This is a genomic window from Georgenia satyanarayanai (assembly GCF_900116375.1).
Taxonomy (GTDB): Bacteria; Actinomycetota; Actinomycetes; order Actinomycetales; family Actinomycetaceae; genus Oceanitalea; species Oceanitalea nanhaiensis.
Genome location: NZ_UETB01000014.1, coordinates 46016 through 58171, shown reverse-complemented (window position 1 = coordinate 58171; position 12156 = coordinate 46016). Strand labels below are relative to the sequence as shown.

The following is a 12156-nucleotide window of genomic DNA, read 5'->3' as shown; positions in this document are numbered from 1 at the left end:
TCAGACCGCGACGGAGGCGGCCTGCGCCGCCAGCGCCTTGATCTTGTCGGGCCGGAAGCCCGACCAGTGGTCACCGTCGGCGAAGACCACGGGGGCCTGCTGGTAGCCCAGCGCCTTGACGGTCTCGAGCGCCTCCGCGTCGGTGGAGATGTCGACGACCTCGTACTCCAGCCCCTGCTTGTTCAGCGCGCGGTACGTGGCGTCGCACTGCACGCAGGACGGCTTGCTGAAGACGGTGATGCTCATCGGAGGATCTCCCCTCGGTTGCGGTTCCCCCACCGGTGAGGGCGGATGAACGACAGACGTGTAGTTCACTGGACGACTGGGCACGACACTACACCTAGTGGTCCGGCTTCGGAACAACCCCAAGGTGTTGTGTCGGCGAGTCGCGTTCTGGGCGTGTCATCCACAGCCTGCCGCGGATTCTGTGCATGAGACGCCTCTCCCTGGGGATGACCTGTGGAGCCCGCGATGCCGCCTCGTCCGGCCCTGTCGCCAGCATCCCACCGACCACCGACATCCCCGCTGACACCCCTGGGTCCACACCCGCTCCGGGCGTGTCGTCCACAGGTGGTGGACAGACCTGAGGACAGACCCTCACGCAGCAGGCGGCGTGCCGACAGGTGGCGAAACCCACAGGCACCTGCCGGAGACAGGGTCTGAGCCATCGCCCATGATGGGAAGCGTGAGGAAGATGAACGTCGAGAGCTTCAACCTCGACCACCGAGCCGTGAAGGCGCCCTACGTGCGCGTGGCGGACGCCAAGACCCTGCCGGGCGGTGACACGCTCACCAAGTTCGACGTCCGCTTCTGCCAGCCGAACGTCGACCACCTCGAGATGCCGGTCGTCCACTCCCTCGAGCACCTCATGGCCGAGCACATGCGCAGCCACACCGACGCCGTCGTCGACATCTCCCCGATGGGCTGCCAGACCGGCTTCTACGCGCTCCTGCTGGAGACCGACCTGCCCGCGTTCCTTCCCCTGCTCGAGGCGACCCTCAGTGACGTCCTCGGCGCGGAGGAGGTGCCCGCCGCGAACGAGGTCCAGTGCGGCTGGGGTGCGAGCCACGACCTCACCGGCGCGCAGGAGGCGGCCCGCACCTTCCTCGACCGGCGCGCCGAGTGGGAGCAGGTCCAGGCATGAGCGAGCTCTTCGGCGTCCCGGTCGCCCCCGGCGCCCCCTTGACGGCCCCGCTCGCGACCGTCGACGCCGTCGTCGTCGCCGCCATGGACGAGGAGATCGCGCCCTACGAGCAGCGCGCGGAGCACCTCGCCCACCAGCGGCACGTCGGGATGGCCCGCTCGGTCATCGCCACGATCGGTGGACGGCAGCTGCTCCTCATCCGCTCGGGCATCGGCGGGGTCAACGCCGCCACGGCCACTGCCCTGGCCGTCCACGCCGTGCGCACCCCGCTCGTCGTGTCGACCGGCTCGGCCGGCGGGCTCGCCGACGGTGTGCGCGTGGGTGACGTCGTCGTCGGCGACGAGCACTCCTACGCCGGGGCCGACGCGACCGCCTTCGGCTACGCCCTGGGCCAGATGCCGGGCATGCCCGCCACCTACCCGGCCGTCGACACCCTCGTCGACCGCGCACGGAACCGGCCCGGCGTGCTCGTCGGCGCGATGATCTCGGGCGACTCCTTCGTGGACGGCCGCACCGTCGAGGCGCACCGGGCCACCTTCCCGCGAGCCCTCACCGCGGACATGGAGACCTGCGCCATCGCCCAGGTCTGCTACTCCTTCGGCATCCCCTACCTCGCGGTGCGGGGCGTGTCCGACCTGTGCGGGCCCACCGCCGGTGACGACTTCGGTCTCGCCGTCGACGACGTCGCCGCACTCGCCGCGGACGTCGTCCTCGACCTCCTCGACGTCCCCGCGCCCGTCCTCAACGGCTGACCGGCTCCCGCCCTCCCTGCCACGCCCGCCGGCGAGCGCCTGGCGCCCTCCTCGTGCCACCTCCGGCGCCCGTGGGTACTGTCACGGCAGAACGCCGACGACGAAGGAGGGTCTCGTGGGGACGTCACCGGAGACAGCGAGAAGCACCGACACCGAGCCGGCGGGGACCTCCCCCGCCGGGGAGCGCTGGTACCAGTCGATCCACCCGCAGGTGTTCTGGCCGTCACTCGTCCTCATCCTCGCCTTCGTCGCCCTCGCGATCATCGGCGGCGACACCGTCGGTGACGCCATCGGGACGGTCCAGAACGGCATCGTCAGCTACTTCGGGTGGTACTACACCGCTCTCATCTCCGCCTTCGTGGTCTTCGCCGTGTGGATGGGCCTGAGCCACTTCGGGGACATCACGCTGAGCAACGACGACGAGGGGCCCGAGTTCGGCCTCGGCTCCTGGCTCACCATGCTGTTCGGGGCCGGCATGGGCATCGGCCTGGTGTTCTGGGGGGTCGCCGAGCCGCTCCACCACTTCGCCGGCATCCCCAACCGCGCCTCCCGGATCGTCGCGGGCGACGAGGCAGGGGCGCAGGACTCCCTCGTCATCACCTTCCTCCACTGGGGCCTGCACCCGTGGGCGATCTACGTCGTCGTCGGCCTCGCGATCGCCTACGCCGTCCACGTCCGCAACCGGCCGATCTCCATCCGGTGGACGGTGGAGCCGGTGCTCGGGAAGGCGGCCAAGGGGTGGCTCGGCGACGTCGTCGACGTCATCGCCGTCGTCGGCACCGTCTTCGGCATCGCGACCTCGCTCGGGCTGGGCGTCACGCAGATCGCGGGCGGCCTGGCGTTCCTCGACATCATCTCCACGCCGAGCAACATGGTCCTCGTCATCATCATCGGCATCGTCACCGGTCTCGCCCTCTTCTCCGTCGTCAGCGGGGTGTCGAAGGGGATCAAGTGGCTCTCGAACATCAACATGTCGATGGCGGTCGCCCTCATGCTCTTCATCGCGATCGCCGGCCCGACGATGTTCCTGCTCCGCGAGCTCATCCAGGCCTCGGGCGCCTACTTCCAGAACCTCATCGCGCTGAGCTTCCGCACCTCCGCCCTTGCCGGGGAGCAGGGGATCGAGTGGCAGGGCTGGTGGACGGCCTTCTACTGGGGCTGGTGGATCTCCTGGGCGCCCTTCGTCGGTGTGTTCATCGCGCGGATCTCCAAGGGCCGCACCGTCCGGGAGTTCGTCCTCGGCGTCCTCCTCATCCCGACGATCTTCAGCTTCATCTGGTTCACCGTGCTCGGCGGCAGCGGCCTGTACCGCGAGCTGTTCGGCAGCGGCGGGCTGGTGGGGACCGACGCCGAGGGCAACGCCACGGTGGACGAGACGAACACGCTGTTCGTCCTCCTCGAGAACCTGCCCGCGGCCGGTCTCGTCATCGGCGTGGCGATCCTCATCGTCATCCTCTTCTTCGTCACCTCCTCCGACTCCGGGTCCCTCGTCGTCGACATGCTCGCCTCGGGAGGCGACGTCGACCCGCCGGTGTGGAGCCGCGTGCTGTGGGCCGTGCTCGAGGGCGCGGTGGCGGTGGCGCTCGTGCTCGCCGGCGGGCTGACCGCCCTGCGCGGTGTCGCCATCTCGATCGCGCTGCCCTTCAGCGTCGTCATGATCGTCATGTGCTTCGCCCTGGTCCGGCAGTTCCGGCACGAGCGGCACAAGACCCTGCAGGCGGAGCTGCGCCTCCGACGTGAGCAGTTCACCGCCCACGTCGCGCAGACGCTGCAGGAGGACGGCGGCCTCCTCACGGACGACGACACCGCACCCGCGGCCCGCCGCCCACGCCGGCGTCGGCGCACCTGACGCCACGCTGCCCGTGGGCTCCGCCGGCCCGACGCCAGCCGCTATGGTGAGCTGGATCACGGCCGGCGGCGGGGAACCCGCAGGCCCGACCGGTCGTCAACGACGAAGATCGGAGTGACGTGAACTCACTGCTTCTCGCCGCGATCGGCATCGCGATGCTGCTCGCCGGCTACTTCCTCTACTCCAGGTACCTCGGCAGCCGCGTCTACCGGCTCAACGCCCGCCTCCGCACACCGGCCCACGAGTTCCAGGACGGTGTCGACTTCGTCCCGACGAACAAGTACGTCCTGTGGGGCCACCACTTCACCTCGGTCGCCGGTGCCGCGCCGATCGTCGGTCCGGCCGTGGCCGTCATCTGGGGCTGGCTGCCGGCCTTCCTCTGGGTCACCCTCGGCACGGTGTTCTTCGCGGGCATGCACGACCTGGGCGCCCTGTGGGCCTCGATCCGCAACAGGGGCCAGTCCATCGGGACCCTGTCCGGCCGCTACATCGGGGCACGCGGACGCAACCTGTTCCTCGTCGTCATCTTCCTGCTGCTGCTCATGGTCAACACGGCCTTCGCCGTCGTCATCGGCGGGCTGCTCGTCAACACCCCCACGGCGGTCATCCCGGTCTGGGGCGCGATCCTCGTCGCGTTGCTCATCGGCCAGGCGATCTACCGGTGGAAGCTCAACCTCGTCGCCGTCTCGGTCATCGGCGTCGTCGCGCTGTACTCCCTCATCATCCTGGGCGACAACGCCCCGGTCGTCCTGCCCGAGACCGTCATGGGGCTGTCGGCAGAGGCCTTCTGGGTGCTCGTGCTGTTCCTGTACGCCGGCGTCGCCTCCATGCTGCCCGTGTGGATGCTGCTCCAGCCGCGGGACTACATCAACGGCCTGCAGCTGTTCATCGGGCTGGGAATCCTCTACGTCTCGGTGCTCATCGCCTCACCGGAGATCGTCGCCCCCGCGATGAACTCCAACGTCCCCGAGGGCACCCCGAGCCTCGTGCCGCTGCTCTTCGTCACCATCGCCTGCGGTGCCATCTCCGGCTTCCACGGCATCGTCTCCTCCGGCACCAGCGCCAAGCAGCTCGACAAGGAGACCGACGCACGGTTCGTCGGCTACTTCGGTGCGGTCGGGGAGGGCCTGCTCGCGCTCGGCTCGATCATCGCCGCCACCGCGGGCTACCGGACGCTCGCGGACTGGGAGGCCGTCTACTCGGCCTTCAACCAGGGTGGGGTCGCCGCGTTCGTCGAGGGCGGTGGGGCCATCGTCAACGCGGGCCTGGGCATCCCGGCGTCGCTCAGCGCCACCATCCTGGCGACGATGGCCGTGCTGTTCGCCGCCACCACCATGGACACCGGTGTGCGCCTGCAGCGCTACGTCGTCCAGGAGGCCGTCGGCCTCGCCGGCAAGCGGATCGGCACCGTCCTCGCGACGGTCATCGTGCTCGCCTTCGGCCTGGGGCTGTCCTTCAGCATCAGCACCGACGGCGCGGGCGGCATGCGCATCTGGCCGTTGTTCGGCACCACCAACCAGATCCTGGCGGGCCTGACGCTGTCGATCGTCGCGGTCATGCTCATGCGCAAGCGGCGCAGCCCGCTGCCTGCGCTGGTCCCGCTCGTGTTCGTCTTCTCCATGTCGGTGGCCGCCGCGATCGTCCAGGTCGGCCAGTTCTACTCCGACGGGGACTGGCTGCTGCTCGGTCTCGACGTCGTCATCCTCGTCGCCGCGCTGTGGGTGATCGTCGAGGCCGTCGGCTCGATGGCCAGGGCCCGCAGGGAGCCGGCCGACGAGGAGGACCCGGTCGACGCCGAGCCGGCCGTCGAGCGATGAGCGGAGGGGGCGGCGACCGCAGCCGCGCGGCACGGCTCGCCGCGGGACTGCGCGAGTTCTACGTCGCCCCCTACCGCCGCACCTTCGCCCGGGCGCAGCGCGACGAGGACGACCTCTTCATGATGATCGTGCTCTCCGACATGCTCGGCGTCCCCAACCCGGCCAGCTACTACACGGTGGAGCTGCTCCCCCTGATGTACGACCGCTTCCACGAGTGGCACCGCCGCATGGGCATGGACCACTCGCCGCTGGACCACGTCTCGTGCTGCTAGAGCTGGCCGCCCAGCGGCAGGTGCTGTTCGTCGGCGGCAAGGGCGGGGTCGGGAAGACGGCGGTGGCCTCCGCCGTCGCCCTCGCCCAGGCACGGGCAGGACGGCGGGTGCTCGTGGTCTCCACGGACCCCGCCCACAACCTCGGCCACCTGTGGGAACGGCAGGTGGGTGACCGGGAGGTCGCCCTCGCGCCGGGCCTCGACGGCCTGGAGATCGACCCCGCCCGCACCACCGACGAGCACCTGCGCGAGGTGGGCCACACCCTGCGGCGGCTCATGCCCGAGCACCTCTCCCGGGAGGTCGACAAGCACCTCGCGCTGGCGCGGGACGCCCCCGGCACGCACGAGGCCGCCGTCCTCGAGCGGATCGCCGAGGTGCTGGAGTCCTCAGACCACGACCTCGTCGTCTTCGACACCGCACCCTCGGGCCACACGGCGCGGCTGATGTCCCTGCCGGAGACGATGTCCGCGTGGACCGAGGGCCTGCTCCGGCGCCAGGACCGCTCCGCGCGCTTCGGGGCGGCGTTGCGGGGACTGGACGACGACGGCGCAGCAGCAAGCATCGTCGGCACCGGACGGCGGCGGGACCAGCGGGCGGACCGCGACCAGGAGATCCGCCGCATCCTCCTGCGCCGTCGCACCCGTTTCGCCCAGCTGCGGGACCTGCTGGCCGACGACACCCGCACCGCCTTCGTCATCGTCCTCGCGGCGGAGCGCCTCCCGGCCCTGGAGACGATCGAGCTCTACGGACGGCTGCTGCGCTCGGGGGTGAGCGTCGGTGCGCTCGTCGTCAACAAGCGGTCCCCCGCGGACCGCGGCGAGTTCCTCGCGCGGCGACGTGCTCAGGAGCAGGTGCACCTCGAGACGGTGCGTGAGGCCTTGCCGCACGTGCCGCTCCTCGAGCTGCCACTGCTCGCCGAGGACATCGTCGGCGAGCCCGCGCTCGAACGCCTCGCCGGCGAGATCGCCCGCGCCCGCTGAGCCCTGCGCCTCAGACGGCGTCCCGGCGACGGAAGACGACGGCACCCAGCGCGACGACGACCGCGGCGAGCACGAGCAGGTAGACCGCACTGTGACCGAAGGACAGTGCGTGCTCGGTGTAGTCGCACATCATGCCGTTGGCGTCGGTGGTGCACTCCTCGACGTAGTAGGTCGTCCCGTGCTTCACCCAGCCGCTCACGTTGGTGGTCGGGACCCAGGGGGCGGTGCGAGGCACGAGCCCCTGGACCATCTGGCTGGCGATGAAGCCGACGACGACGAGGCCCAGGACCGCAGCGGTGTGTCGCAGCAGGAAGCCCAGCGCGGCGCCCACAAGAGCGCCGATCACCGCGAGCCCGAGGATGCGCAGCACCATCCACCCGGTGTCGGCCCACTGGGTGGCCCCCATCCCCGTGGCGAGGTCGAAGTGGTCGGCGACCAGCCACGCACCGCCGGTGACGACGGCGAGGGCCAGCACGGCGGCAGGGAGCACACCCAGGGCGGCGGCAGTCACCTTCGAGGCGTACACCCGCAGGCGCCGCGGCTCGAAGCTCAGCCACGTGCTCATCGCTCCGGTGCTGATCTCCGCCGCCGTGAACGTCGCACCGACGAGACCGACGGCGAACAGGAGGACGGTGGACACGGCCTCGAGGGAGAAGGGCAGCGTCTCCTCCAACGGCGGCGCGGTGTGGATGTACCACTCGCGCTCCGGAGCGGTGTGCCCCTCCTCGCAGCCCCAGTCCGTCGCGTCCTCGCCCAGCCGCTCGGCCTCCTCGGCCTCCGCCTCGAGGCAGGCGGCCAGGTCCTCGTCGCCGTGCTCCTCCCAGTACGCCAGCTCCTGCTGGTACATCTCCTCGGCGAGGGCGAGGTCCTCGTCGGACATCGGCTGCGAGGACTCCCAGACCCCCCAGAGGACGAGCAGGGACGCCGCGAGCGCACCGAGCATCGTGAGGACGGCGAGGCGGCGCGAGAAGAGACGGCGCAGCTCCACACGGAGCAGGCGCATCATGCGGGGTCACCGCCGTTCGTCGCCGGCCCGGCTGGTCGCCCGTGGCGCCCTCCGGAGTGCTCGTCCAGGCCCTCGCCGGCGGTGAGGTCGAGGAAGACCCGCTCCAGGTCCACGCGTTCGGCGCTGAGCTCGTTGACGTACAGGCCCTGCTGGGCGAGCAGCTCGGTGACGCGGGCCGGGTCCTGGACCCCGCGCACCCGCAGCAGGCCGCCGTCGACGCGCACCCGCAGCCCGGCCCGGGCGAGGACCTGCTCAGCCGCTGCGAGGTCCGCGACGCCGACCTTGACCGCGCCGGCCTCGGAGCGGGAGCCGATGACGTCCACGACCCGGCCCTCGGCGAGAAGCCGGCCACGGCCGATGATGGAGACGGTGTCGGCGACCTGCTCGACCTCGGCGAGGATGTGGCTGGAGACGAGGACGGTGCGCCCCTCGTCGCCGAGGCGGCGCATCGTCTCCCGGATCTCGCGGATGCCGCCGGGGTCCAGGCCGTTGGTCGGCTCGTCGAAGATGAGGAGGTCGGGGGACTTGAGGAGCGTGGCGGCGATCGCCAGGCGCTGTTTCATGCCCAGGGAGTAGGTGGCGTACCGGTCCCCGGCGCGCTCCGCGAGCGCCGTCGACTCGAGCACCTCGCCCACCCGGCCACGCGGCGCGCCGATGGCGCCGGCGAGCAGCTCGAGGTTGCGTCGCGCGGTGAAGGTGGGGAAGAACTTGGGCGACTCGACGATCGCGCCGACCCTGCCGATGACGTCCGGCAGCCGCTCGGGAACCTGCTCGCCGAAGATCCGCATGGTGCCGGAGTCGGGGCGGATGAGACCGAGCAGCATGCGGATCGTCGTCGTCTTGCCCGAGCCGTTGGGACCGAGGAAGCCGTGGACGCCGCCGACCGGGACGCGGAGGTCGAGGTTCTCGACACCGACGCTGCGCCCACCGCGACGACGGTAGGTCTTGCGCAGCGCAGAGGTGTCGACCGCGAGGTCGCTCATGCGGGGCTCCAGGGGAAGACGACGACGGCCGACGGGAGCCAGCCTCCGGGGAGGCTACCGGCTCCTGGCCTGCTCGGACCCCGCTTTCGCGCGCGTCGTCGGGCGGGCGCGCGCCCACCTCGCGTCAGCTGTGCGCCGAGCTCGCGGTGGGTGCCGACCGCGCGGCTCCTGGGTCTAAAGTCGGGACTGTCGTCCCATAGTTGGGTATTGGGCCTGCGCACCTCCTCCTAAAGTAGGAGATATGTCACAGGCGAAACCGCTTGTCCCTCCCATGCGCCCCCCGCAGACTTCATCCGATCGCATGGATCTGCGAACCCTGGCCCCAGCCCGGTGACTCCCATGGAGGGAACCCAATGGCTTCGACATCTTCGACGTCCCGATCGGCACGCTACGCACGGTGGCTGGCCGTCCCGGTCGGCCTGGTCGTCAGCGCGGTGCTCATCTGGCAGGCCTCCTACGCGGCCTTCATCGACACCACGGAGAACGCCGGGAACTCCTGGACCGCGGGATCCGTCACGATCACCGACAACGACGAGGGCGCGGCCATGTTCACCGCCGCGAACCTCGTCCCCGGGTCGGACGAGTCCCAGGAGATCACCGTCACCTACGAAGGCACGGCCAACGCCAAGGTCAAGGTGTACGGGGCGGGGTTCCAGGTCCTCGCGCCTACGGCAGACGGCCAGTCCCTGGAGCCGGTCAGCACCACCGGCACCACCCTCGCGGACAACATCGAGATCACCATCGAGGGCAGCGAGGGGGGCACGTTCGTCGCGGGCTCCAGCGGAGAGCTCTTCACGGGAACACTGGCCGAGTTCGCGACGTCGCACGCCAAGGCGAACACCCCGATGCACTACGACGTCGCCGGGGAGAGCAACAGGCAGGGCACCTTCCGCTTCACCTACAGGGTCAAGGACGACGCCCCGTCATCCGTCCAGGGCCAGCAGGTGCGCCTCGACTTCGTCGCCGAGGCCACGAGCACCCGCTGACCGCTCCGGCCGCCGGGAAGGAGCACGCCATGAGCGAGGCGCCCCCGAACCGGTGGGTCCGGCACACCGTCGCCCTGTGCGCACGGTCGGTGCTGGCCACCCTGGCCGGCCTCCTCGTCTGGACGGTGCTGCCGGTCCTCATCGGCTGGCAGCCCGCCGTGGTCCTCAGCGGCTCGATGGAGCCGGCGATCCGCACCGGTGACGTCGTCGTCACCCGCGAGGTCCCCGCGAGCCGCTTGCGTCCGGGCCAGGTCCTCCTCGCCGATGCCCCCGGCGAGGAGGACAGCCGGCTCCTCCACCGCTTCGACAGCACGGACGACGACGGCGCGATCGTCCTGCAGGGCGACGCGAACGCTGCGCCGGACACCATGCCCGTCACGGCGGACGCCGTTCACGGCGTCGGGGTGCTGCGCGTTCCCTGGGTCGGGCTGCCGTACGCGTGGACGGTGCAGGGGCGATACCTTCCCCTCGCGCTCAGCGTCCTGGTGTTGGGCGCCTGCCTCGTGCTCGGCCGGGTCCGCGAGCTCGACGGGCGCCGTAGGGCCCCGGCCCACGCGGCTCGCCGGCGCACGTGGGGTCCGCTGGCCGCGGCCGCACTCCTCGCGGCGGCGGTCCCCGCGACGGGCAGCGCCGACGCGGCCTTCAGCTCCTCCGTCGTCTTCCCGGTGACCTTCACCGCACAGGCCCCCGCCGCGCCGTGACCCTGCGTGCGCCGCCGGCGACGCAGGCGGAGCATGGCACCCATGGCTTCCGAGGACCCGGCGACCGCACGCACGTCCCCCGCAGCACCCGGGAGCACCGGCGAGGTCGGTGGCTTCCTCGGGCAGCCACGCGGACTGGCGAACCTCTTCTCCGTCGAGCTGTGGGAGCGGTTCTCCTTCTACGGCATGCAGGGCATCGTCCTGCTCTACATGTACTTCGAGGTCACCCAGGGTGGCCTCGGGATCGACCGGACGGTCGCTGCCGGGATCGTCGGCGCCTACGGCGGGTCCGTCTACCTGTTCTCCATCCTCGGCGGCTGGGTGGCCGACCGCCTGCTCGGCGCCGAACGCACGATGTTCGCCAGCGCCGTCCTCATCATGCTGGGACACGTCGCGCTGGCGGTGGTGCCGGGCGTCGTCGGTCTCGGCATCGGGCTCGTCCTCGTCGCGATCGGCTCCGGCGGCCTCAAGGCGACCATCACCAACCTCGTCGGTGCCCTGTACACGGCCGACGACCCACGTCGTGACGCCGGCTTCTCCATCTTCTACATGGGGATCAACATCGGCGGACTGCTCGGGCCGCTCCTCACCGGGCTCGTCCAGGAGAGCTGGGGCTTCCACCTCGGCTTCGGCCTCGCCGCCGTCGGCATGGCCATCGGCCTCGTCCAGTACTCCCTCGCGCGCCGCCACCTGCCCCACCCCACCCGGCGGGTGCCCGACCCGCTCCCCCGCGAGCAGTACGGGCGGTACGGGGCGATCGCCGGCGGCGCCGTCGTCGTCGTCGCCGTCGCGGCCCTCACCGGGCTGCTGAACCCAGGAAACCTGTCCGACGTCGTCGTCGTGGCCACCGCCGTCGCCGCCGTGGTCCTCTTCGCGATCCTCCTCACCAGCGCGAAGGTCACGGGCGACGAGCACTCCCGGGTGGTCTCGTTCATCCCGATGTTCATCGGGTCGGTGGCCTTCTGGGCGCTGTTCCAGCAGCAGTTCACCGTCATCACGATCTACTCCGAGACGCGCCTGGACCGTGACCTGTCGCTGCCACTGGTCGGGGACTGGACGATGCCGATCCCGTGGGTGCAGTCCTTCAACCCCTTCTTCATCATCGTCCTCGCCCCGATCGTCGCGGCGCTGTGGACGAGGCTCGGGCGCCGGCAGCCGACGACGCCGGTGAAGTTCAGCCTCGGCGTCATGCTCATGGGCGCGGCGTTCCTCGTCTTCCTGCCCATGGCCGGCACCACCGCGGTGCCGGTGCTGTGGATCGCGCTCATCATGCTCGTCGCCACGTGCGGCGAGCTCCTGCTCTCCCCGGTGGGCCTGTCGCTGTCGACGAAGCTCGCCCCCACGGCCTACCCGGTCCTCATGGTGTCCCTGTTCTACCTGTCCGTGGCGCTGGGCACCGCACTGTCCGGCTCGCTCGCCTCGTTCTACGACGAGGACAACGAGGTGACCTACTTCGGGACGCTGGGCGCCGTGACGATCGGCGTCGGGCTGGTCCTGCTCGTGCTCGCCCCACGGATCACCCGGGCCATGCGCGGCATCAGATGAGGCGATGCCCCTCACGGCGCGCCTCACGCCAGTCGCGGAGGAAACCTCGGGCGATGAAGAAGAGCACGCCGGCCACGACGGCGGGCCACATGAGTACGTAGAAGGTCAGCATGTCTGCCTC

Annotated in this window: 13 protein-coding genes; 9 read left to right on the top strand and 4 right to left on the bottom strand. The window is 70.8% G+C overall.

Translation table 11 applies throughout. The features are described from left to right. Positions 1-246 (bottom strand): glutaredoxin-like protein NrdH, encoded by a 246-nt coding sequence (nrdH, locus tag DSZ44_RS14865; protein WP_110853410.1) that lies wholly within the window; start codon positions 244-246, stop codon positions 1-3. Between the two features lie 448 nt (positions 247-694). Here nrdH and DSZ44_RS14860 point away from each other — a divergent pair, with 448 nt between their 5' ends. The 6 genes from DSZ44_RS14860 to DSZ44_RS14835 all read left to right on the top strand — a co-directional run bounded on the left by DSZ44_RS14860 (position 695) and on the right by DSZ44_RS14835 (position 6814). Continuing rightward, complete coding sequence (locus DSZ44_RS14860) at positions 695-1144, top strand: S-ribosylhomocysteine lyase (protein WP_181424668.1); 450 nt, start codon at positions 695-697, stop codon at positions 1142-1144. Then, the gene (gene mtnN / locus DSZ44_RS14855) at positions 1141-1896 is read left to right on the top strand and encodes a 5'-methylthioadenosine/S-adenosylhomocysteine nucleosidase (RefSeq protein WP_110853408.1); all 756 of its coding nucleotides are present in this window, start codon (positions 1141-1143) and stop codon (positions 1894-1896) included. The genes DSZ44_RS14860 and mtnN overlap by 4 nt, the downstream gene beginning before the upstream one ends. Positions 1897-2011: 115 nt before the next feature. Then, positions 2012-3745 (top strand): BCCT family transporter, encoded by a 1734-nt coding sequence (locus DSZ44_RS14850; RefSeq protein WP_220035220.1) that lies wholly within the window; start codon positions 2012-2014, stop codon positions 3743-3745. 119 nt (positions 3746-3864) lie between these two features. Then, a complete protein-coding gene (locus DSZ44_RS14845) occupies positions 3865-5562 on the top strand; it encodes a carbon starvation CstA family protein (RefSeq protein WP_110853407.1) in 1698 nt (565 codons plus the stop codon). Next, positions 5559-5834 (top strand): cory-CC-star protein, encoded by a 276-nt coding sequence (locus DSZ44_RS14840; protein ID WP_110853406.1) that lies wholly within the window; start codon positions 5559-5561, stop codon positions 5832-5834. The genes DSZ44_RS14845 and DSZ44_RS14840 overlap by 4 nt, the downstream gene beginning before the upstream one ends. Next, positions 5825-6814 (top strand): ArsA family ATPase, encoded by a 990-nt coding sequence (locus DSZ44_RS14835; protein WP_110853405.1) that lies wholly within the window; start codon positions 5825-5827, stop codon positions 6812-6814. Before DSZ44_RS14840 ends, DSZ44_RS14835 begins: the two co-directional genes overlap by 10 nt. Positions 6815-6824: 10 nt before the next feature. Here the strand turns inward: DSZ44_RS14835 and DSZ44_RS14830 are convergent, their stop codons facing one another. After that, a complete protein-coding gene (locus DSZ44_RS14830; protein ID WP_110853404.1) occupies positions 6825-7820 on the bottom strand; it encodes an ABC transporter permease subunit in 996 nt (331 codons plus the stop codon). Continuing rightward, positions 7817-8803 carry an ABC transporter ATP-binding protein gene (locus DSZ44_RS14825; RefSeq protein ID WP_110853403.1) on the bottom strand — a complete coding sequence of 329 codons (987 nt, stop codon included), beginning with the start codon at positions 8801-8803 and terminating at the stop codon, positions 7817-7819. The genes DSZ44_RS14830 and DSZ44_RS14825 overlap by 4 nt, the downstream gene beginning before the upstream one ends. 353 nt (positions 8804-9156) lie before the next feature. Here DSZ44_RS14825 and DSZ44_RS14820 point away from each other — a divergent pair, with 353 nt between their 5' ends. Genes DSZ44_RS14820 through DSZ44_RS14810 form a run of 3 tightly spaced genes read left to right on the top strand, consistent with a single transcriptional unit; the run spans position 9157 to position 12035 of the window. After that, complete coding sequence (locus tag DSZ44_RS14820; RefSeq protein ID WP_146237577.1) at positions 9157-9789, top strand: hypothetical protein; 633 nt, start codon at positions 9157-9159, stop codon at positions 9787-9789. Between the two features lie 29 nt (positions 9790-9818). Next, positions 9819-10490, top strand: coding sequence for a signal peptidase I (locus DSZ44_RS14815; RefSeq protein ID WP_110853401.1), 672 nt, complete (start codon positions 9819-9821; stop codon positions 10488-10490). A gap of 33 nt (positions 10491-10523) precedes the next feature. Continuing rightward, on the top strand, positions 10524-12035 hold the full coding sequence (locus DSZ44_RS14810) for a peptide MFS transporter (protein ID WP_110853400.1): 1512 nt from the start codon (positions 10524-10526) through the stop codon (positions 12033-12035). On the opposite strand, the gene DSZ44_RS18600 is transcribed toward DSZ44_RS14810, so the two are convergent. Further along, positions 12028-12147 carry a putative transporter small subunit gene (locus tag DSZ44_RS18600; RefSeq protein ID WP_220035218.1) on the bottom strand — a complete coding sequence of 40 codons (120 nt, stop codon included), beginning with the start codon at positions 12145-12147 and terminating at the stop codon, positions 12028-12030. The genes DSZ44_RS14810 and DSZ44_RS18600 overlap by 8 nt on opposite strands. Positions 12148-12156 lie beyond the last annotated feature (9 nt).